Below are 20,718 nucleotides of genomic sequence, written 5' to 3'. Positions count from 1 at the left end.
TCATATCAATGGTGGTCGTTGGCTGTTGTGACTTTTGGTCGACTTAAATCTGACTGAATTAAAGAACCGATTAAATCTTGCAACTGCTCGAAAACGCCTTCGCTTTCGGGCAGTGTGCTTTTTAGCTCTGTTGTTAGAACCGGAGTGTGACGTTCCACCCAAAGATAGCGCCCTAAACTTCCAGGGAAATTTCCTAAACTTCTCCATGGCAAATAGTCGTAGCGAATACGACGATTAAGTTTCGGCCCATCGAAATCCAAAACTTTTAAAGGCGTGTGAATCGAAACTACAAAATCAGGAGAATAATCTTCGGCATGTCCCATAAGACACTTGGTTTCAACTTCATCACCACCTGCATTACCTGGGAAACGGCGAGGGGATTTTTTACCTTGGCGCTCCCAATTCTTAAGGGCTTCTGCATTCCAATCTTTTGTAGGGAAATTGCGATTTAAATCCACGCCATTGGCGTTGGTGCGAGTCAGGCGTTTAACACCATCTGGATTGGCCACAGGAATTACACGCCAGCTATTGCGAGACGATTCTAACTGTTGCAGACGCTCCATCCAGAAACGTCCAAGAGTTCCCGCTTCTGTTTCGTCACCATGAATTAAACTGATCACCAATATTTTTTTTGCAGAGGTAGACTTGCTGTTGCTGTCGACGTGAAAAATCGGCACGCCTTCATTGCTTGTACAGCCTTCTTTTTGCTCGGCTTGTGCGCACACGCGTTCCAAAACTGAGGGGTCTTTATAATAGCTTTTATAGTTCTGTAAAGCCTGAATACACTTTTGTTTCAAACTGATTGATTCGGCAGAACTGATACCGCCATGCAAGAATAGAAAAAGCCACAAAAAATGCCGCATTTTGGGAAGTTGACCATAAGTCCTGAAAAAAGTCCTCATGTTTTTTAGAGAACCGCCGAAAAGCTTACTAGACCTTAGGTCGGGAGGGCCTCGAATGGCAACTAAGAGCAGTTATTTTTTGGCAGTACTATTAATCGCAAACCCTTTTATGCTTCTGTTTTTTCAGAACTGCTCACCGAGTCCTCACCAGCGTAAGGTTGCGAGCTCCAGTGAGATCACGAAAGAAGATCTTAAGACGGAAGTGAGCTATCGTGTGAACCCTCATTTACGTATTAAATAATCCTTCCTTAAAAAATAAGGTCTAGGGGGTTGACTTACACATAAATTACACTGTAATTTATGTGTATGAAAAGAAACCAACAACAGCCCCTCCCTTCCCTGACCGCTAAAGAAAAATCAGTTCTTCAATTTATTGAGGCCGAACTCCTACACAAAGGGATTTCGCCTTCATATCAAGAAATCTGTGACCACTTCGGTTTCGCTTCATTTAACTCCGTACAGAACTATCTGAAACAGCTCTCACAGAAGGGTTACGTCAGCATCGCTCAGAATCAGAAGCGCGCTATTCAATTGCTTCACTCGGCTGAGGCTTTTCAAAAAGATCTTATTGAAAGACTACAAATTCCGGCAGAACCTTCACGTGGCTCTCTATCAAATCAGTCTTCCCCAAAAAACTCTGCATTTGACGATCATATGAAGGTTCTGCCAATACCTTTTCTTGGCCGTGTAGCTGCCGGTGCTCCGATTGAACGACTCACTGATAATGAGTTCATTGATATTCCTTTGAATCTTGTTAAAAACCACAAAGATCTTTTTGCTTTAAAAGTAGAAGGCGATTCCATGATCGAAGAAGGCATCTTTGATGGTGATACTTTAGTTATTCAGTCACAGGCAACAGCGCGTGACGGAGACTTAATTGTCGCCAGCGTGGAACAGGAAGCCACTGTAAAACGCTTCTTTCACAAAGCGAATCCACAGACACCTGAAATGGGCAAATTGATCGAACTTCGTCCAGCGAATAAGCGCCTGACATCTATGTGGTATCAACCACAGCAAGTGCAAATCAAAGGACTTGTGAAAGCCCTTTTGCGCAGTTATTAAAAATCTGATCTTAATCTAAATAATTATTGTACGAAATCGTGGGACTTCATGCCCACGTCTTTTAGATACTGCCTGACCATATCATAATCTTTATCCGCAACTTCACGGAATTCGGTGATGTGATACAAGTCCATCATGACTTTAGCCCCTTCAGGAGTTTTGATGTACTTTTTTAAAGATTCGATAATTTTAGTTTTCAATTCCTCAGGTATATCTTTTCGGAAGACCACCGGATTATTGGGAATTGGATCTGTAAGCTGTAAAATTTTAACTTTTTCGTAAATATCCGGATATTGTGTACGCAATAACCAACGGGCGTCTTTCGGTGTGCCATCGTCATCTGGAGGAGTATAAAAAGTAGCACCACCATCTACTTGTTTTTGATAGACAGCCGTCACCACTGTGTCTTGCTTTCCTGCAAAGACACTTTCTTTAATGGTAATCCCCTCTTGTTTAAAAAGACGTTGTGGCAAGAGGTAACCCGATACTGAGGTTGGATCGACAAACGCGAATTTCTTTCCGTTGAGTTCTTTCAAGGTTTTCGGACCATCATGGCGAACAATAATTTGCCCATAGTATTGATCACGTCCGCGATTGATTAATTTCAACTTCGCTTCAGCTCCGTACTTTTCATGGGCTAAAACATAGCCCAATGTATTTAGGATCGCGACGTCAGCGCGTTTTGAACCAAAGGCCTCAACAACAGCCACGTAGTTCGTGGGTAGCTCCAACTCGACTTCTAATCCCAGATCTTTTGCCAAGTATTCTTTTAGTACTTTGCCCTGCTCTGTTAATGTCATGATATCTTGCGCTGGCACTAAATAAAATTTGATGGGATTTTTTTTACTTCCCAGTTCAGATTTGTTTTGAGTACAGGCCACTAAAGAAAGTGTCAGAAAAGCAAAAAGTAAATTTTTAATTTTTAATCGTGGCATTGGTTTCAACCTCAAATTCGACATGTAAAGCTATAACGCCCCCTATTTGGACGTGCAACAATAAGTTACAACTAGACTCCATGTTTTTTTATGTACGTCCAAATTGTCACCTTGACAGTTACAGATGAGCCCTCACATTGATCCTATGGCACCAGTATAATACTTGCGTCATTCTTGTATCATTAAAGGGGGCAACACATGTCAATACCTACAGGATCGTTTTCAGTTTTACCTTTAAAGAATACCGTGATCTTTCCGGGTGTTACTCAAGCTCTTAAAGTTGGACGTGATAAAAGCGTTAAAGCAGTTGATATTTCTAAAACGAAAAATAATTGGATCGTCACTTTAACACAAAAAGATCCCAGTAAACCTATCGACAATATAGATGATCTACATGAAATAGGAACTCTATCAAAAGTTGAATCTATCAAAGGGACCGCTGATTCCGGTTATTTTATCGTGGTGCGAGGTTATTACCGCGTACGCGTGAGTTCATTCAAACCAGAATCTGATATCTTTGAAGCCTATGTGGAAAGATTAGATGACATCTATGACATCGATAAAACCACAGAAGAGGCGCTTCTTAATAGTCTGAAAACTATTTCTAAACAAATCTTAGAAGTCATTCCGGGGAATACGGATGCCATTCAAGAAATGGTTGAAGCCCTTGATGATATTTCTCTTTTATCGCATATGGCAGCAGCCAATACGGAAATTCCTTTGGAAGAAAAACAGCAGATCTTAGAAACTCAGAACATCAAAGACCGAGTGATGATCTTGTTGTCTATTCTGCAAAAATTCAAAGACAACCTTATTATCCGTCAGGACATCAATCAAAAAATCAATTCTAAGCTGGGGCAAACACAGCGGGATATGATTTTGCGCGAGCAATTGAAAACAATTAAAGAAGAACTCGGTGAAAAAGGCGAACAGAGCCTCATTGAAACCTATCGACAAAAACTAGCCGAATTGAACCTTAAGGATGAAGCTCTTGATTTAGCCGAGCAACAACTCAGTCGACTCGAAAACATGAACTCACAATCGCCTGAGTATCAAATCTTACGTACCCATTTAGATTTTATGTTCGCATTGCCATGGAATAAATCCTCAGCCAATACAGAAATTAATTTAGATCATGCAGAAGATGTTCTGAACGAAGATCACTATGGCTTAGATAAAATTAAGAAAAGAATCTTACAACATTTGGCGGTCTTAAAATTGAAAAAGGATAAACGCGGATCTATCTTGCTTTTCATTGGCCCGCCTGGGGTTGGTAAAACCTCATTGGGACAAAGTATCGCTAAAGCCCTTGGTAAGAAATATCAGCGAATCAGCTTAGGAGGAGTCCGCGACGAGTCAGAAATCCGAGGACACAGACGCACCTATATAGGAGCCCTTCCCGGTCGTATTTTATCAGCTCTGAAAAAAGCTGGCGAAAACGATAGCGTCTTAGTTCTGGACGAGATTGATAAACTCGCTCGCGGATACTCTGGAGATCCTGCTGCGGCCCTACTTGAGGTACTTGATCCTGAACAAAATAACTCGTTCACGGATCATTACCTTGAAGCGCCATTTGACCTGTCGAATATTATGTTCATCGCCACGGCGAATTCGCTAGAGTCAATTCCTTTGCCGCTGCTAGATCGTATGGAAGTCATTGATCTAAGTGGTTACACTACGGCTGAAAAACTACATATTGCCAAAAACCATCTTTGGCCTAAACAGGTCACCGAGCATGGTTTGACTTTAGAACAAATCGACATCAGCGATGAAGCTATTTTAAAAGTGATTTCGCATTACACTCGCGAAGCCGGCGTTCGTGACTTACAAAGAAAGTTAGGCGAAGTCTGCCGCGCCAAATGTCAGGACATTCTAAAAAATACCGAAGTGAAGATTAAAGTCGAAGCTCACGATGTGGAAGAAATTTTCGGAGCCGAACGATTCACTTACGAAGTCACCGATCAACTGACTCAACCCGGTGTTGTGACAGGACTAGCATGGACCCCAGTAGGCGGAGACATCCTCTTTATCGAATCAGCTCTGGTCCCAGGAAAAGGAGACTTAATCCTGACCGGACAATTAGGTGATGTGATGAAAGAGTCTGCACAGATTGCAAAATCGCTTATCAAAGCGCGATTAAACTTTATCGCTCCGACATTTGATTTCAGTAAGTATGATATTCATATCCACTTACCTGCAGGAGCTATTCCTAAAGATGGACCATCGGCGGGTGTGACTTTGCTGACATCTTTGACCTCATTAGTTTCCCGTATACCTGTTAACCCAAGACTGGCTATGACAGGGGAAATTAGTTTAAGGGGTAAAGTCTTACCTGTCGGTGGTATTAAAGAAAAGGTCATTGCAGCCCATCGTGCCGGCGTGAATAAGATCATCATGTCGAAACGTAATGAAAAAGATTTGAAAGATGTTCCAGAAGATGTACGATCCCAAATAGAGTTCAGCTTTGTCGAACACATTAATGAGGTTCTGAACAAAGCCCTGAACTTGGACTTATCAAACTGGAATGAGGATTTAATCTATGGTCAGAATGACAGCCACGTATTTGGGAGAAAAGCACTGTAAAGTTGAACATGAGCCATCTAAAACTCTTTTAGATACAGATGCACCGAAAGATAATCAAGGCCGCGGAGAGAGCTTCTCTCCGACGGATTTAGTGGCGACAGCTTTAGGGACTTGTGTTTTAACCACTATGGCGATCATGGCCGAAAAAGACGGCGTGAGCTTAATCGGTTCGCGCATGAGTGTGGAAAAGGTGATGTCAGCAGCTCCACGCAAAATCGCTAGCTTAAAGACGATCATTGAGTTACCAACCTCTATCCCAACAGACTATCGCGAAAAACTTGAGGCCTCTGGCAACAATTGCCCTGTAAAACGCTCACTTCACCCCGAAGTGCAAGCGGATATCGAGTATCGTTATACGGTCTAACTTTTTTGAGATCGGGCTATGACTAGCTCAGTTGCCCGATCGGTAGGTCTACAACTTGGATTTTCTTATTCGCCACGATGTCTAGGCCTTCCGGCAAATGACGACGAATACTTTCAATCAAGTTATCTTTGATTTTATTTTTTCTAAAATACTTACTGTAAATCACACTCACTTCACGGGTCGGAACTGGGTGTGAAAATTCTTTTAGGCGTTTTGAGTTTTTCAGATCTAATGTCGCTAGATATGGCAACAGTGTAAAACCATAATCCTGATCGATCATTTTTTTAATCGTTTCCAGACTGCCGCTTTCAAACATCAAACTCTTATTTTGATCCGAATTTTTTTTGCGGTTTTTACAAATCAATAAAGACTGTTCGCGGAAACAATGTCCATCATTAAGAAGCCACAGATCACCTGAGTTCAGATCTTTTTGGTCAACCTTACTGAGCTTAGCTAGCGGAGACTTATCCGAAACGTAGGCCATGAACGGCTCGTAAAAAATAGGGTCGGCCTGTAGTCCCGCATGATCAATTGGTGTAACGAGTAATCCTAAATCGAGTTCAGCATCATCTAATTTTTGAATGATTTGCTGAGTCTGTAATTCCTCAACAATCACTTTAATGTTTTCGTTATTTTTAGTGAAGTCTTTTAGAAATAGCGGCATCAAATAAGGAGCCAATGTCGGAATAACCCCAATACGGATTTCGCCACGAGACTCATCTTTTTCTTCTAAAACCATCTCGTCAAACTTCTGCGCTTCACGCAAGATCACTTTTGCCTGCTTCAGTAACGCCTCACCCACCTTCGTGGTTTTGATCGGCTGCTCTGTACGATCAAATAAGATAACACCAAGCTCGTCTTCTAACTTTTGAATTTGCATGCTAAGCGTAGGCTGAGTCACTTTACAGTGTTGAGCTGCAACTCCGAAATTTTTGTGCTTATCTACAGCGACCACATACGACAACTGAGTTAATGTCATATCAATTACCTCTACTTGAAAATCAGCGGCATCGTAATTTTTGATGCTTTTTTTGTTTTAACAAAGCGAACATGACTAAATAACGACTTAAGTTCCTTTTTTAGATAGCGAATATCGGCTTCCTGATGTTGTAACGAAACCAATGTGTCTGTCAGCACTTGATACTGTTTAACCAAACCATCAGCTCCCACATGTAGACGAACAGATAAAGCTCCGTCTAATAAACCAATATTTGAAAGCACGGGATTTAAACCTTCAAAGACAGTGTTCAAAGCCTTCTGCACGGCTGCTGTACTTAAACCACCCACCACATAAGGACGAGGATTAACAAACCAACCATGCATCACAAGGCGACTTTTTAAAGGATCACGAGTGCCTTTAACCTCTGTCACCCCATGCGGGAAACGAGGATCAAATACTACCAATTGATTCATCAGCGATGGGATAATATCGACAAAGCTATTTTGCTCGTGATCTCTTTCACGTCCGTAGTGACTCCAAAAATCTAAGGTGCTGTTTTTTAGAATTAACGTTTCGCCACCTTTAAATTCTTTTTTATTCGGAGTTAACGAGTAAACAAAAGCCCACGGACCATGGGGCACATCGGAATGCAGCTTCTGATAACAGCCATCCACATAATAACTTAACCACGGCGGAGAAATATCATGGCAACCCAAATACTCCCGCCCCCACTGCACTAAATACGAATGGAAGTTTTGATACTCTGTCGGTGTAAAGTAGTGATAGGCCGGAGTCCGAATCAAATGGTACTGATCTTCATCATACCAGAAATCCCAAACAAAACGTTTCTGATGGGTCGACTTAGAATCTGCAAAGTTTTGTTCAAACTCAGAGCGTAAGCGACTTGCAGAAGGATAAAAATTCTTTTGAACAAGAATGTTTTTCATCGCCTAGGCTTTTATTACTTTTTGATAAATACGGCCAAAAATGTTTTCACCTTTGGTGTTGTTCATTTGGATCTCGATCGTATCACCATCTTTCATAAATGGTGTTGTCGGTGATCCGTTTTTGATTTGCTCAATCATTCTTTTTTCAGCTAAGCAACTAGAACCCACTGTTGGATCTTCGTTCGCTACAGTACCACTGCCGATCAAGCTACCAGCAGCCAAGTCACGTGTCTTCGCTGCATGGGCTATTAACTGTCCAAAGTGGAAATGCATTTCTCCGGCGTTGGCTTTACCGAAGAATTCAGAATTGTGCTTCACTAATAATGGCAAATGAACACGGCCATCTTTCCAATCGCCTGCCAATTCGTCCACTGTCACCGCAACCGGAGACAACGCTTTATTCGGCTTGCTTTGGAAGAATCCAAATCCCTGTGCGAGTTCTGCTGGGATTAAACCACGCAAAGACACATCGTTAATCAAAACAACTAACTTGATATGCTTTAAAGCCTGATCTGGCGTCACACCCATAGGAACATGATCTACGATCACACCGACTTCAGCTTCGAAATCAGTGCCATGAGTGAAATCCACCTGTGGAATATTTTCTGTTGGCGATAAGAAGCGTCCAGATTCAGCTTGATACATCAAAGGCACGGTCAACAGTGTTTCAGGCAATGGCGCATTACGCGCCTGACGTACGAGCTTGATGTGATGAATGAAGGCCGAGCCATCTGCAAACAGCCATGTGCGAGGCAATGCCGAATGAAATACATTTTCATCCGTTGCAGGAATAGCAGCAGAAAAGCCTGCTGTATTCAACTGCGAATATAAAGATTCTAACTGAGGTTGAACTTGAGTCCAATTTTCGACGGCCTCACGCAAAGAAGGGCAAATATGCGAAGCTTTTGCATAAGACTTTAAGTCTTTTGAAAATACAATCAGTTTGCCATCCAATGATTTTGTCGATTTTAAAGAACCCAGTTTCATTCCAACACTCCGCTTAATCTAAAACGATCATTAAGTTAACACCAACAGCTCTTGAGTTTTCAACTCCACGGGCTAACTCACCAGTGACTGTTTCAAAGAAAACATTTACACCCATCATTGGATGAAATTTAAATTGAGCACCGAACGTTAACGGCACAACAAAATCTTTTACATCACGCAAACTTCCCGGTTTGTATTCGTCACCTAGCTTAATAGCAGCAGAAGGTCCTAAATAAACTCCGGCATAATCTTCAAATTTAAACATCAAGTGTAATGGCACTTCGAAGTAAGTGATTTTACCTTCACCTGTAATACCCGCAATAAATTCTGATTTAAAAGCACGTTCAGAATAGAATAGACCGCTTCTGATACCAAAACTATCCGATAGATTCAGAACTCCTGAACCACCCAACTGCATAGCTAACGACTGTTTGTTAGATTCAGCTCCCGTTTGATTGGCAGAACTCCACTTGAATCCCACCTCAACCGCAGGCATAGAATACGAAAATCCTTTTTGGGCAAATGCACTTAACGGCGCTAAAAACATCAACGATAAAATCAGTCTTGATAGGTTCATAAAATCTCCTTAAAAGTCAGGCTACTTTATCAATCTTTCAGAGCAAAAACTAGTAGACCCTGCGCAGCAAATGACCTCTAGAAGTAATTTATGTTAAGCTTATTTTATGTCTGATCTTAATTTGTATAATTACTTTAGAAGCTCTACGTCTTACCGCGTTCGCATAGCCCTTGAGCTTAAGGGCTTGGACTACGCCTACACCCCTGTTCACCTGTTACATGATGGCGGGGAACAATTCTCAGAGGCTTATAAAAGTTTAAATCCCCTTTCAGGCGTACCCACATTGGTACACAATGGTCAGGCTTTGTCCCAATCCTTTGCTATTATCGAATATCTTGAAGATGCTTTTCCTCAAACCACACGTCTTTTTCCCCAAGATGTTTTCTTAAAAGGAAAAGTCCGTCAATTTTGCGAGATCATCAATGCCGACATCCATCCTTTGCAAAATCTGCGTGTGATGCAATATCTGGAAAAACAAGCTCACTTTAACGCCGATCAAAAAAGCACATGGTTGAATAAGTGGATTGTAAAAGGTCTGACAGCGGCTGAAAAAACACTGGAACCCTATGCCGGAAAATACTGCTTTGGTGATACTGTAACAGCTGCGGATCTATTCCTAGTCCCACAACTATTTTCATCGCAGCGTTTTCAAATCGATATTTCACACTTCCAATTACTGTCAAAAATCTATGAAAACTGTAATCAGTTAGAAGCCTTCAAAAAAGCACACCCGCACAGACAACCCGACACCCCGGAAGAGCTACGCACACCTTAACTATTTATTTTTATTTCTACCCTTCAAAAGCTCAGACAGCTGCCTTCGGCAGAACTCGTTTTGAAGGGTAGAAATAAAAATAAATACTCTGTGTCGGCTTTGAACAGAAACAAAATCTATCAACAAATACAACAACAAGCATTGGGTTTATTCAACTATCTAACTGTTTGTTTTTTCCTCTTAGCCCTTTTAAAACGAGTTCTGCAATTTGAAGTGATTCTGAATAACTTAGTATTCATCAGCAAAACTTCTTCAAATTGCAGTTGTTTGAGCTTTTGAAAGGGCTAAGAGGAAAAAACAAACGCTAGACGCGTTCTATGAACAAGAAGCTCCACTTGTCGATTACGGGGATGAAGAGGAAGACGAGCATGCTGATGTTCGTCCACATGAAGAAAGCGAGCCAGCGCTCTTTGCCTTCCGAGCGATAGAAGCGGAAGAACTCTTTTAAAAGCATGAAGGCAAATGGAAAAACTAAAGCGGCATAGACCCAGCTTGTGTGTAAAAAGAATGGCGACGCAATCGCAACACCACAATAAGTAAAAGTATAAAGACCGATGTGAAATAGTGTTTTTGGCACCCCTAATGACACAGGCAAAGTCGGAACTCCACCTAGGCGATAATCATCGGCCAGCTTGATCGCCAACGTCCAGAAGTGTGGCATCTGCCACAAGAACATGATCAAAAATAAATAGATAGATTCCGAATTGAAAATATCCGGATTATTGACGGCGTAGCCAATCGTGACGGGAAAAGCCCCAGGAATGGCTCCGGGTACAGCGGCGAATCTCCATTTAGGTTTCCAATACATCGTGTAGACACCGTTGTACAACGCGACGGAAGCTATTCCCACATAAGCCGCTACCGAGGATAACTCGAACAGCATATTGATCCCAACAAATAGAAACGTAAATGAAAGAATCAAACCTGCAGTTGGAGTGATTTTACCAGAAGCAATAGGGCGCTTAGATGTACGCGGCATCTTTTGATCAAGTTTATACTCTTGTACTTGATTCAACGCCAGACTGCCTGAGCTTAGAAAGTAAAGCCCACCTAAGAACCACAAAAAGTGTTTTATCGAAAATGAATTTTCAATTTGAAAACCGGTGGCGTATCCCGCAGCACCGGCTAAAAGAACAAATATTACGATCCCGAACTTCGTCAGGCTAGAATAGGTTTTAAACACGACCTAAAGAACACTTCCTTGATAGATGCGCGTGAAGATATCTAAAGATGAAATCGCGAAAAGCAATGCTAAGAAGAAAAAACCTGTAGCAAAGATAATACGATTTGAAACTGTGTCATACTTCAAGTGCATGAACCAAGCCATAACCAAATAAGCTTTTACACCGGCAATCGCGAATGCGATCAATGCCGAGAAAGGCTGTAAATGTTCACGGATAGCATGTGCCCCGATAGTTAAAAAAGTCAGTAAGAATAACCCGCCAGCGACTTTTAAGTACGTGTTTAACGGTGTTATATGATTTTCGTCATGATGTTGTGCCATAACTCAGTCCTTCCTTAACCAACTAAATATAGTAAAGGGAATAAAAAGATCCAGATCAAATCGACAATGTGCCAGAAGATACCAACACCCTCTACCGGAGTGTAGTAATTCGCATTGAACTCACGTTTCATATTTTTGATCATTACCCATGCGATCAAGCCCATACCGATTAACACGTGGATACCGTGTAGGCCTGACATACAGAAGTAAAAACCAAAGTATAAACCTAAGTTAGGATGTTGAATATTGTAACCATGCTCTTTCAGAGTCTCTAGGTTCAACATCGCTCCTGGGAAGATACCGATATGGAATTTATGTGTGTACTCGAAGTATTTGATCACCATGAAGGTAGCCGCACAAATTAATGTAATAGCTAATGCCCATGTCGCCTTTTTCGGCTGACTGATTTGGTTGTAGTAAATACCCAAAGCCATTGTTAACGATGAAAAAATCAGAACTAGAGTATTGATGAAGCCCAATCTCCAATCCAAGAAGCTAGCGCCTTCAGCAAATAATTCAGGGTACATTGAGTGATAGATGATGTAGCCAACAAAAAGGCCACCAAACATCAAGATCTCAGTCACCATGAATAACCAGATACCCTCTTTGTTCGAAGCGTACTGGTGTTTTTCGTCTCGGTAGTGAGACGCAACGTTAACCCCGTTTACAACTCTACTTGTACTCATATGGCCCCGCAGTCACGACTGGGTCGTGATCAAAGTTATGCATAATCGGTGGAGACGATGTCTGCCACTCTAATGTTTTAGATCCCCATGGATTATCTGGCGCTTGTTTACCTTTTCTTAATCCTTGAACGATAACATACAAGCCAATTAAGAAACCGATTGTGATTAACCATGAACCTACAGTTGAAACTCTATTTAGAGTCTCGTACTCAGGAACATAGTCGAAGTAACGACGAGGCATCCCTTTCGCTCCTAAGATGAACTGAGGGAAGAATGTCACGTTGAAGCCGATGAAGATGAAAACCCATGACCAGCGCGCACCAACTTCACTGTACATCTTACCGAACATTTTCGGGAACCAGTGGAAGAATCCACCCATGATCGCCATTAATGTTCCACCTACCATCACGTAGTGGAAGTGAGCTACCACGAAGTAAGTGTCATGGAAGTGAACGTCGATAGCTGTTACGGCTAACATAATCCCTGTCACACCACCGATAGCAAACAAGAATAGGAATCCTAAAGCGTATAACATTGGAGCCGTAAACTCGATTGAACCTTTGTAAAGAGTTGCCAACCAGTTGAACATTTTAATCGCTGTTGGAACCCCAACAAGCATTGTTAAGAACGAGAACACGATACCCGCGATTTCAGACTGACCCGATACGAACATGTGGTGACCCCACACGAAGAACGATACCGCCGCGATACCGATAGACGAAAAGGCAATCGCCGTGTAACCGAAGATTGTTTTCTTAGAGTAAGTCGTGATCAATTCAGAGATCACACCCATCGCTGGTAAGATCATGATGTAAACAGCAGGATGCGAATAGAACCAGAAAAAATGTTGGAACAATACTGGGTCACCACCTAATTTCGGATCGAAGATACCGACGCCGAAAGTTCTTTCCATAGCCAAAAGTAACAACGTGATACCCAGAACCGGAGTTGCTAGAACCTGAATGATCGCTGTTGAGTAAATGGCCCATGTGAAAAGTGGGATACGGAACATCGACATACCCGGAGCTCTTAATTTATGAACCGTTACGATGAAGTTCAAACCTGTTACGATTGAGCTCATCCCCATAATGAAGGCTGCCACCACCATCATCACAACCGCACCACCAGTACGAATTGAATAAGGTGTATAGAACGTCCATCCGGTATCTACTTTAGCTACGAAGAACGTGATAACCGCTAAGGCCGCACCTAACATAAAGATGTACCAGCTCGCTAAGTTCAAGCGAGGGAAAGCCACGTCTTTAGCACCGATTTGCAGCGGTAAGAAGAAGTTACCCAAGATTGCCGGAATCCCCGGAACGATCACCATAAAGACCATCACGGCACCGTGATACGTCAGTACCTGATTGTAGACGTCGCCATTCTTCAAGATGTTTCCAACGTTTGGAGCTGAGTTGACTGCGAATAGCTCAAGACGCAGTAAAAGCGCCATGATACCGCCAACCAAGAAGAAGAACATAATTGAAACAAAGTACAATATAGCGATGCGTTTGTGATCTAAAGAAGTAAACCAAGAAAGTAACCCTGGCTCCTCATTTATATAGTTTTTTCCAGATGCATGTCCCATTTCAACACCTATCCCTTAATTAATTTAAACCTTTAATGTATTCGATGATGGCTGCTAGCTCAGACTCTGAAAGCTGACCTTGATATGAAGGCATCGGAGACGGAGCAGAAAACCCAGCTGCCAATTGTGCTTGAGGCAACATCATGGATTCACGAACATAGTTTTCGTCAAATGGAACTGTTGTTCCATTTGATAAATGCGCTTCTTTACCCCAGCGTTGGTATAAAGAAGGACCGATCTTCGCTGCAGGATTATCTACGTTATGGCAAGAAGCACAAGCGCGAGTTTGGAAGTATTTAGCTCCTCTTTCTGCGATAGGAAGAAGACCTACTTCTGACTCTTCAATTAACCATTTATCAAATTCTTCTTGAGTCACAACTTTAAGACGCGTGATCATCGCCGCATGTGAGGTACCGCAATACTCAGTACAGAATACGTGGAACTCACCTAATTTCGTCGCATTAAACCATAAAGATGTATAACGTCCGGGAACAGCATCTTGCTTGATACGGAAACTTGGCACGAAGAACGAGTGGATAACGTCTTCTGATCCTAAGATCAATTTCACGTCTTTACCCACAGGCACAACGATTTCACTCGATTTAACACCGTTTTTGTATTCAGCAGTCCAGCTCCATTGACGGCCCATAACCATAATCTCAAGAGCGTTCTCTGGCATTTTTCTCATGTCATGGTAAAGAACCCAACCCCATGCAAAAACCACTAAGAAAATAATTAGTGGAATCGCCGACCATAAAACCTCTAAACGAGTGTCATGGGTGATATAGGCTGTTTTATCATGAGCTGATTTACGTTTGTACTTTAGAACAAAGTAAATCATTCCGCCGATCAGAATCGCGCATGAAATAAAGCTAACAACAAGCAAGAAACCATAAAGGTTATCTACTTGCTTCGCAATCTGCGTGCCTTGTTCCGGCATAAATGAGCCTGCCATCGCTTTATTCATCAATAACATCCAAATGGCCATTTTATGTGTTCTCCCTTTTCGCTTGAATCATCGATATCACCAGCCACAGCGCCATCACTGCAACTGTCACCGCTCCCGCTAGTTTCATTAAGTTAAAAACTTGCAGTCCGTATTTAGACTGATGACTATCATATGTAAAACAATACAGCATGACTGAGTCGACGATGTTGCCGACCTTTCCGTCTGCTGCCTCATTCAATGCTAACTTCACATCGCGAGCATCAAATTGAATTCCATGTAAATAACGAGAAATCTTACCTTCCGGAGACAGAATAATCGCGGCAGATGCGTGCGACCATTCCCCCGCATTTTCATTCCACTTGTATTGGAAGCCCACCGCTTCTGTGACCTTTTTAACAGTCTCTTCATCTGCTGTTACAAAGTGCCAACCATCGTCAGTGCCTTCACGACCATAGAGCTTTAAATAATTTTCTTTTTTCTTCGCTGCAATTTCCGGTGTTTCTTTTGAATCGAAACTGAATGCAATCACATCGAATTGTTTCGACGGAGACCAATCAATTGTCTGTAGCGTCTCTGTGAAACCATTTAAGTGGAAATTGCACAGTCCCGGACAATTAAAATAAACCGGGCTTAAAACCACAGGTTTTTTCGGATGGAAGAAACTAGAAAGAGGAACTTTTTCACCTTTTTCAGTCGTCACCATTAGATTCAAATCTAATGTTTGGCCGACTTTTTCTTCGATACCTACATTTTGTAATTCATCAGGAACATCCGTCGAAGATTTCGTTAACGCTTTACCTGTGTAAGTTTCACGTTTTGCAGACGAAGAAAAGCCACCCTGCTCGGCAAGGGCCGAGAAAGAAAAACCTATTAACAAAAGGATGGCTGCGGTTTTATTCAAAAAAAGTCCTAATCAGCAGTTAGTCCGCAGTAGCTGCAAATGCGGCTACGTCTTCTGGAGTGTCTTTAGATTTATTGTTGGTGATTGTTTCGATGTAATTTAATACAGCCCAGCGCTCGTGTGGCTGAAGAGTTTGTTTGAATGATGCCATCTGTGTTCCTGGCATACCATTTTGTAAAACTTTGTAATGGTTAATCAAGCCACCACCAGATTTCCATGCACCTTCAACAAGGTTACGAGCGTTTGGCAAACCACCAACTAAGTCACCATTACCACCATGGCAAAGAGCACAGTTTTGTTTGTAAATTTTTTGTCCAGCAAGAGCGACCTCTGGGTTTTCAAGCCATGGCTCTTTCACGCTTGCTAAGTCAAACTTCACAGCACCAGCTGGAGCAGGATCAGAAACATTCTCATCCAGAGTTACACCTTTATTAATAAATACGATGTAAAAGAAAAAACAGAACACAAATACCATTGAACCAATAAATGCGATCAATCCGCCTTGGTTGTGATAGTCATGATTTTCAGACATGAGAAATCTCCCTTAATTTTCAAAAGGCCCAAAAGATACTTCAGGTTTCATATAGTTTTCATTTATAGCCTAATTCATCTATGGGATCAATCTAACTAGTTAAAATCCTTAGTGGATTTTGTGCACAATTGCGGTGCACAAAAAACAAGAAACTCACCATCAAAACACAGAAAAGTATTTTGCTAAACTCATACTTCCTCAGGTCGACCTATCTCAATTGCTTATTTTACAGACACAGAAACAAACTCGTTAAGATTCGGGCTGTTGAGGATGTGATCCCAGATACCTGTTTAAAGTCCTTTTTTATGGATTTAAAAAATCTTTTTAAATCCAATTAGATACAAATACTCTAACTTTCTTTTGTTGTAACCTTTAAGACAGGACTGCAACAAAGCGTAGCGCCGCCTTGTGATTTGATTTTACTTTTTATAGATGATCGGATCTGTTACCGAACTTGAAGGCTCTTCGGACTGTGTGTTTTTAGACTCAGTTTCTGTTTTCTTAGAGTCAGAGGTAGCCGCATCCTTCTGTTGCTTACTGCGCGAGTACTTTTGCAAAATCTTTTTATGAACACGATTCACCTGTCCATTCAAAGAAGTGTCGTTTTCATAGGCACTTAGTGGTTTCGCTTCTACCCGTGGGTACACACGTTTTTCTTTAAGACCACGCTCTGGGTACTTCGTCAGATACTCTTCATTCAGTTTGTTGTACTCGGCTGTCAAATCACGCAAGGTTGCATATTCTTTTTTTAGCTCTTCCACTTTACTGACAAGAGCTTGTCCTTGAAGTTGGACTTTATCAGCCGCTAAACTTTTAACCAAAGCTTCTTGAGCATCTACTTTCGTTTTTAAAGCAGAAAGTCGTCCTTGTACTTTTTCCCATTCCTGATTTTGACTTCCTGAGTACTGCTCGACTTGAGCATCTGGAGCCCCCGCTTTGGGAGCCTCATTCGCCTGCGATATGACAGCCAACATCAGTAAAGGACTTACTGTTAAACAGATTCTACGAAAGAACATGCTGTCTCCATTGCTTCTCAATATCTAAAAACTGTAGTCGTTTTGCTAGAATATAAGCCTTAACAGGACTGAGGCGTTTAAATTCTACCTGACCATTACGAACATTTTTTAAAATGTCCGCCGCGTCCCAACCAAATTTCGAGTCTTCAATAGCTTCTTTAAAAAGGCGCATAGTTTCTTGTGTATCAAGGCCTGTGATTTTCAGATCGTAGTTCAGACCAGCCAACTGCACTTCGGTATTTCCAAAGTCTGAAATCTCTTTAGCCACACCGGCAAAACCTATCGCCGCATCAGGAGTTACTCCGACGTCAGCACTTTCATCTGCGGAGATCAAATTTTCAAATGGATTCATCCCTGCTTCGACATCATTTAAACTTTCAAACTCGGGGCTTTGACTTTGTAGTAGCTCAGCGCCTATTGCTGGATCGACTGCAGGATCTACTGTGACCACATTAATCGAGTCCACCAGTGGTTCAAAGGAAGAGTCAAATGATGGCTCAAGCCCACCTTCACCTTCGGGTTGTAAGCTATCTTGAGTGTCTGACGTACCTTGGATAGAGGCAAACTCGTCTGTTGAAAACTCTGTCGAAAATTCGGAGGAAAAATCAGCAGAGTCATCCGCTACAGGCAAACTATTCAGATCTAAAGGGGCCTCGTCTGGCACTTCACCAAACTCAGGCTGTCCGTCAAAGTTAACAAAGTACACCGCTTGGCACTTTTCACAGGTGTAAAGTGCCCCATAATTCGCGTCAGTTACACTTACATCACTCTGACAGCTTGGACAAATCATCAGCGTCCTTTTTGACGGCGTCTTTCCGCGCGATTCAATGGGCGGTCATCTTGTCTTGGACCAGCAACCATTCTTCTTTTCGAAGAGGACTCGGCTTCCGGTGCCACAGCTCCGGCGCCAGCGCCCATGTCGGCAAAGGCATCGCCCGAGTCAGATGGAGCCGAATAGCTCATCTCGATACCATCATCTTGATGACGCATTTTCTGCATTGTATCTTCTAAGCCATCAGCGCCTTCAGCGACTAACTGCACGCGCATGATTTTTTCAATCGTTTCCGTTTTGATAACATTATTCAAATACTCGAAAGCTTTAAACGCTTCTTTTTTGTATTCGATCAATGGATCTTTTTGACCATAAGCGCGTAGGTTAATGCCCTCTTTTACTTTATCGATAGTATAAAGATGCTCTTTCCAGCGTTGATCGATCGCATTCAACATGATCATTTTTGAAATCTGTTCAAAGAATGGCCCCATTGATTGTTTTTGGAATTCAAAAGCCTTCTTCACATTAGCAACGATAAGCTCTTGTATTTTATCTTGTGACATTGAGCGATCTAATTGGATTCTTAAACCAAATTGAGCCATCAATGCCGTTTGCAGCTCTTCTAAATTCCAATCCTGCGGACGAGAATCCTGTGGTAAATGAGTATCTAGAATAACAGAGACTACATCTCCCAACATATCTAGAAGAGATCTTTCAATCTGTTCACCCTCTAGGATCTTACGGCGCATTTTATAAATCGCATTACGCTGTAAATTCATGACGTTGTCGTAATCTAGTAAGTTTTTACGCACATCAAAGTGGTGGCCTTCTACTTTTCTTTGAGCTCCTTCGATCGCGTTCGTCACCATTTTATGAGTGATTGGTTCCTCTTCAGGGATATTCAACATATTCATGATTTTTTGAATACGTTCACCATTGAAGATACGCATTAAATTGTCTTCTAATGACAGATAAAATCTAGACTCACCTGGGTCACCTTGACGACCAGAACGACCGCGCAGTTGATTATCAATACGACGGGATTCATGGCGTTCTGTACCGATAATGTACAAACCACCCGCTTCAAGAACCTGCTGTTTTTCAACTTCACATTGCTTTTTGAATTTTTCCAAAGCGGCTAAGTACTCTGGTCCCTCTTCAGAAGGAACTTCTTTACGAGCTAAGACCTCCGGATTACCGCCCAGAACGATGTCGGTACCACGGCCTGCCATATTCGTTGCGATAGTCACGGCGCCTTTACGACCCGCCAAAGCTACGATCTCGGCTTCACGTTCGTGATGTTTTGCATTCAAGACATCGTGACGAACGCCTTCTTGTTTTAACCATCTTGACAGTGCTTCCGATCTTTCGATTGAAGCCGTACCGACAAGCACCGGTTGTCCTTTAGCATGGCGTTCTTTGATGTCCGAAGCGATCGCTTTGAATTTAGCATTTTCAGTTTTGTAAACGATATCTTCCACATCGCGACGGCGGATTGGTTTGTTCGTCGGAATTACGAAGACACCTAAGTTGTAGATTTTTCTGAACTCAACAGCTTCTGTATCCGCAGTACCTGTCATGCCTGACAACTTGTCATACATTTTAAAGTAATTCTGGAAAGTGATTGTTGCCAACGTTTGGTTTTCGTTTTTCACGTCCACTTTTTCTTTGGCTTCAATCGCTTGGTGAAGACCATCGCTCCAGCGACGTCCTGGCATTAAACGACCAGTGAATTCATCTACGATCACGATTTCTCCATCACGAATCATGTATTCCACATCTAGGCGATACAAATGATGCGCACGTAAAGCTTGGTTAACGTGATGTAGAATTTCAATATTTGCCGGATCGTAAAGATTATCTAATTTCAAAAGTTTTTCGACTTCTAAGTTACCTTCATCTGTCAATGTTGCTGACTTTGATTTTTCTTCAACTTTGAAATGAATTTCTTTTTTCAAATAAGGAATGATCTTATCAATCACGTAGTACTTATCCGTAGACGCTTCGGCAGGGCCTGAAATGATCAACGGCGTTCTGGCTTCGTCAATTAAGATCGAGTCACACTCATCCACGATAGCGAAGTGCGGAGCGCGCTGAACGTAATCACCTAAATCAAATTTCATATTATCACGCAGATAATCGAAGCCTAATTCATTGTTAGTCGCATACGTGATATCAGCAGCATAAGCGGCACGGCGCTGTTCATCGGTCAAACCATGTTTGATCACACCAGTTGTTAATCCCAACCAGTTGTACAAACGGCTCATCCATTCACAGTCACGAGTTACAAGGTAATCATTCACACTGACTACGTGAACACCTTTGCTTGTAAGAGCATTTAAATAAACAGGAAGAGTCGCAACAAGAGTTTTACCTTCACCTGTTCTCATCTCGGCGATGGAACCTTGGTGCAGAACATAACCACCAATTAACTGAACATCATAATGGCGCATTCCTAAAACACGACGAGAAGCCTCACGACAAACAGCAAATGCCTCTGGCAATAAGCTGTCGACTGTTTCACCGCTTTGCAATCTTTGCCTGAATTCTGCGGTCTTAGCCTTGAGTTGCTCGTCAGATAACTTTTGCATATCAGCTTCAAGTGAGTTGATTTTATTGACCGTAGGCTGAATGCGTTTCATTTCGCGCTCGTGGCTGGTCCCGAATATTTTAGATAAGATTTGTTGCATCATAGGGA

Annotated in this window: 20 protein-coding genes and 1 pseudogene; 5 read left to right on the top strand and 16 right to left on the bottom strand. The window is 42.1% G+C overall.

The window, feature by feature from the left end; all coding sequences use genetic code 11:
• Positions 1–5: 5 nt before the first annotated feature.
• A complete protein-coding gene (locus tag A11Q_RS02305; RefSeq protein WP_015469173.1) occupies positions 6–863 on the bottom strand; it encodes a M14 family zinc carboxypeptidase in 858 nt (285 codons plus the stop codon).
• Between the two features lie 94 nt (positions 864–957).
• Here A11Q_RS02305 and A11Q_RS13755 point away from each other — a divergent pair, with 94 nt between their 5' ends.
• Both A11Q_RS13755 and lexA read left to right on the top strand, forming a co-directional pair.
• Entirely contained in the window at positions 958–1,143 is a 186-nt protein-coding gene (locus tag A11Q_RS13755) for a hypothetical protein (protein ID WP_015469172.1), read from the top strand.
• Between the two features lie 65 nt (positions 1,144–1,208).
• Entirely contained in the window at positions 1,209–1,964 is a 756-nt protein-coding gene (lexA, locus tag A11Q_RS02300) for a transcriptional repressor LexA (RefSeq protein WP_015469171.1), read from the top strand.
• A gap of 23 nt (positions 1,965–1,987) precedes the next feature.
• On the opposite strand, the gene A11Q_RS02295 is transcribed toward lexA, so the two are convergent.
• On the bottom strand, positions 1,988–2,923 hold the full coding sequence (locus A11Q_RS02295; RefSeq protein WP_235044633.1) for a phosphate/phosphite/phosphonate ABC transporter substrate-binding protein: 936 nt from the start codon (positions 2,921–2,923) through the stop codon (positions 1,988–1,990).
• 174 nt (positions 2,924–3,097) lie between these two features.
• Between A11Q_RS02295 and lon the strand changes: the two genes are divergently transcribed.
• Together lon and A11Q_RS02285 are read left to right on the top strand one after the other, a co-directional pair.
• On the top strand, positions 3,098–5,482 hold the full coding sequence (lon, locus tag A11Q_RS02290) for an endopeptidase La (protein ID WP_015469169.1): 2,385 nt from the start codon (positions 3,098–3,100) through the stop codon (positions 5,480–5,482).
• On the top strand, positions 5,439–5,846 hold the full coding sequence (locus A11Q_RS02285; protein ID WP_015469168.1) for an OsmC family protein: 408 nt from the start codon (positions 5,439–5,441) through the stop codon (positions 5,844–5,846). The genes lon and A11Q_RS02285 overlap by 44 nt, the downstream gene beginning before the upstream one ends.
• 22 nt (positions 5,847–5,868) lie before the next feature.
• Here the strand turns inward: A11Q_RS02285 and A11Q_RS02280 are convergent, their stop codons facing one another.
• Genes A11Q_RS02280 through A11Q_RS02265 form a run of 4 tightly spaced genes read right to left on the bottom strand, consistent with a single transcriptional unit; the run spans position 5,869 to position 9,297 of the window.
• Positions 5,869–6,825 (bottom strand): LysR substrate-binding domain-containing protein, encoded by a 957-nt coding sequence (locus tag A11Q_RS02280; protein ID WP_015469167.1) that lies wholly within the window; start codon positions 6,823–6,825, stop codon positions 5,869–5,871.
• A gap of 11 nt (positions 6,826–6,836) precedes the next feature.
• Entirely contained in the window at positions 6,837–7,733 is an 897-nt protein-coding gene (locus tag A11Q_RS02275; RefSeq protein ID WP_015469166.1) for a 2OG-Fe(II) oxygenase, read from the bottom strand.
• A 3-nt stretch (positions 7,734–7,736) separates the two neighbouring features.
• Positions 7,737–8,720, bottom strand: a complete 984-nt coding sequence (locus A11Q_RS02270) for a fumarylacetoacetate hydrolase family protein (protein ID WP_015469165.1) — start codon at positions 8,718–8,720, stop codon at positions 7,737–7,739.
• A 13-nt stretch (positions 8,721–8,733) separates the two neighbouring features.
• Entirely contained in the window at positions 8,734–9,297 is a 564-nt protein-coding gene (locus tag A11Q_RS02265; protein ID WP_015469164.1) for an outer membrane beta-barrel protein, read from the bottom strand.
• A 106-nt stretch (positions 9,298–9,403) separates the two neighbouring features.
• Between A11Q_RS02265 and maiA the strand changes: the two genes are divergently transcribed.
• The gene (gene maiA / locus A11Q_RS02260; RefSeq protein WP_015469163.1) at positions 9,404–10,072 is read left to right on the top strand and encodes a maleylacetoacetate isomerase; all 669 of its coding nucleotides are present in this window, start codon (positions 9,404–9,406) and stop codon (positions 10,070–10,072) included.
• Between the two features lie 304 nt (positions 10,073–10,376).
• Here the strand turns inward: maiA and A11Q_RS02255 are convergent, their stop codons facing one another.
• From A11Q_RS02255 to secA, 10 genes and pseudogenes are all read right to left on the bottom strand, one after another.
• On the bottom strand, positions 10,377–11,255 hold the full coding sequence (locus tag A11Q_RS02255; protein WP_015469162.1) for a protoheme IX farnesyltransferase: 879 nt from the start codon (positions 11,253–11,255) through the stop codon (positions 10,377–10,379).
• Positions 11,256–11,258: 3 nt separating this feature from the next.
• Positions 11,259–11,576: a cytochrome C oxidase subunit IV family protein gene (locus A11Q_RS02250; protein ID WP_015469161.1), complete on the bottom strand. Its 318-nt coding sequence runs from the start codon at positions 11,574–11,576 to the stop codon at positions 11,259–11,261.
• Positions 11,577–11,590: 14 nt separating this feature from the next.
• Complete coding sequence (locus A11Q_RS02245; protein ID WP_015469160.1) at positions 11,591–12,262, bottom strand: cytochrome c oxidase subunit 3 family protein; 672 nt, start codon at positions 12,260–12,262, stop codon at positions 11,591–11,593.
• Positions 12,249–13,850: a cytochrome c oxidase subunit I gene (locus tag A11Q_RS02240; protein WP_015469159.1), complete on the bottom strand. Its 1,602-nt coding sequence runs from the start codon at positions 13,848–13,850 to the stop codon at positions 12,249–12,251. Before A11Q_RS02240 ends, A11Q_RS02245 begins: the two co-directional genes overlap by 14 nt.
• A 19-nt stretch (positions 13,851–13,869) precedes the next feature.
• Entirely contained in the window at positions 13,870–14,826 is a 957-nt protein-coding gene (coxB, locus tag A11Q_RS02235) for a cytochrome c oxidase subunit II (RefSeq protein WP_041575496.1), read from the bottom strand.
• Between the two features lie 13 nt (positions 14,827–14,839).
• Positions 14,840–15,700, bottom strand: coding sequence for an SCO family protein (locus tag A11Q_RS02230; protein ID WP_015469157.1), 861 nt, complete (start codon positions 15,698–15,700; stop codon positions 14,840–14,842).
• A gap of 19 nt (positions 15,701–15,719) precedes the next feature.
• Positions 15,720–16,232 (bottom strand): c-type cytochrome, encoded by a 513-nt coding sequence (locus tag A11Q_RS02225; protein WP_015469156.1) that lies wholly within the window; start codon positions 16,230–16,232, stop codon positions 15,720–15,722.
• Between the two features lie 419 nt (positions 16,233–16,651).
• Positions 16,652–17,248 (bottom strand): hypothetical protein, encoded by a 597-nt coding sequence (locus A11Q_RS02220; RefSeq protein ID WP_015469155.1) that lies wholly within the window; start codon positions 17,246–17,248, stop codon positions 16,652–16,654.
• On the bottom strand, positions 17,235–18,038 hold the full coding sequence (locus tag A11Q_RS02215) for a hypothetical protein (RefSeq protein ID WP_015469154.1): 804 nt from the start codon (positions 18,036–18,038) through the stop codon (positions 17,235–17,237). The genes A11Q_RS02220 and A11Q_RS02215 overlap by 14 nt, the downstream gene beginning before the upstream one ends.
• A 200-nt stretch (positions 18,039–18,238) precedes the next feature.
• Positions 18,239–20,713 (bottom strand): annotated as a pseudogene (secA, locus tag A11Q_RS02210) (preprotein translocase subunit SecA); the annotation flags it as partial.
• Positions 20,714–20,718 lie beyond the last annotated feature (5 nt).

The sequence above is a fragment of the Pseudobdellovibrio exovorus JSS genome, from assembly GCF_000348725.1.
GTDB lineage: Bacteria > Bdellovibrionota > Bdellovibrionia > Bdellovibrionales > Bdellovibrionaceae > Pseudobdellovibrio > Pseudobdellovibrio exovorus.
Note: the sequence above shows the minus strand (reverse complement) of the source record. Positions and strands in the feature narration are given on the sequence as shown.

Coding starts and splice junctions, on each gene's coding strand:
- maiA (WP_015469163.1), top strand. CDS start 9,404: ATGTCTGATCTTAATTTGTATAATTACTTTAGAAGCTCTACGTCTTAC.
- A11Q_RS13755 (WP_015469172.1), top strand. CDS start 958: ATGGCAACTAAGAGCAGTTATTTTTTGGCAGTACTATTAATCGCAAAC.
- A11Q_RS02275 (WP_015469166.1), bottom strand. CDS start 7,733: ATGAAAAACATTCTTGTTCAAAAGAATTTTTATCCTTCTGCAAGTCGC.
- lexA (WP_015469171.1), top strand. CDS start 1,209: ATGAAAAGAAACCAACAACAGCCCCTCCCTTCCCTGACCGCTAAAGAA.
- coxB (WP_041575496.1), bottom strand. CDS start 14,826: ATGTTATTGATGAATAAAGCGATGGCAGGCTCATTTATGCCGGAACAA.
- lon (WP_015469169.1), top strand. CDS start 3,098: ATGTCAATACCTACAGGATCGTTTTCAGTTTTACCTTTAAAGAATACC.
- A11Q_RS02285 (WP_015469168.1), top strand. CDS start 5,439: ATGGTCAGAATGACAGCCACGTATTTGGGAGAAAAGCACTGTAAAGTT.
- A11Q_RS02250 (WP_015469161.1), bottom strand. CDS start 11,576: ATGGCACAACATCATGACGAAAATCATATAACACCGTTAAACACGTAC.
- A11Q_RS02240 (WP_015469159.1), bottom strand. CDS start 13,850: ATGGGACATGCATCTGGAAAAAACTATATAAATGAGGAGCCAGGGTTA.
- A11Q_RS02265 (WP_015469164.1), bottom strand. CDS start 9,297: ATGAACCTATCAAGACTGATTTTATCGTTGATGTTTTTAGCGCCGTTA.
- A11Q_RS02245 (WP_015469160.1), bottom strand. CDS start 12,262: ATGAGTACAAGTAGAGTTGTAAACGGGGTTAACGTTGCGTCTCACTAC.
- A11Q_RS02270 (WP_015469165.1), bottom strand. CDS start 8,720: ATGAAACTGGGTTCTTTAAAATCGACAAAATCATTGGATGGCAAACTG.
- A11Q_RS02280 (WP_015469167.1), bottom strand. CDS start 6,825: ATGACATTAACTCAGTTGTCGTATGTGGTCGCTGTAGATAAGCACAAA.
- A11Q_RS02220 (WP_015469155.1), bottom strand. CDS start 17,248: ATGTTCTTTCGTAGAATCTGTTTAACAGTAAGTCCTTTACTGATGTTG.
- A11Q_RS02305 (WP_015469173.1), bottom strand. CDS start 863: ATGCGGCATTTTTTGTGGCTTTTTCTATTCTTGCATGGCGGTATCAGT.
- A11Q_RS02215 (WP_015469154.1), bottom strand. CDS start 18,038: ATGATTTGTCCAAGCTGTCAGAGTGATGTAAGTGTAACTGACGCGAAT.
- A11Q_RS02225 (WP_015469156.1), bottom strand. CDS start 16,232: ATGTCTGAAAATCATGACTATCACAACCAAGGCGGATTGATCGCATTT.
- A11Q_RS02295 (WP_235044633.1), bottom strand. CDS start 2,923: ATGTCGAATTTGAGGTTGAAACCAATGCCACGATTAAAAATTAAAAAT.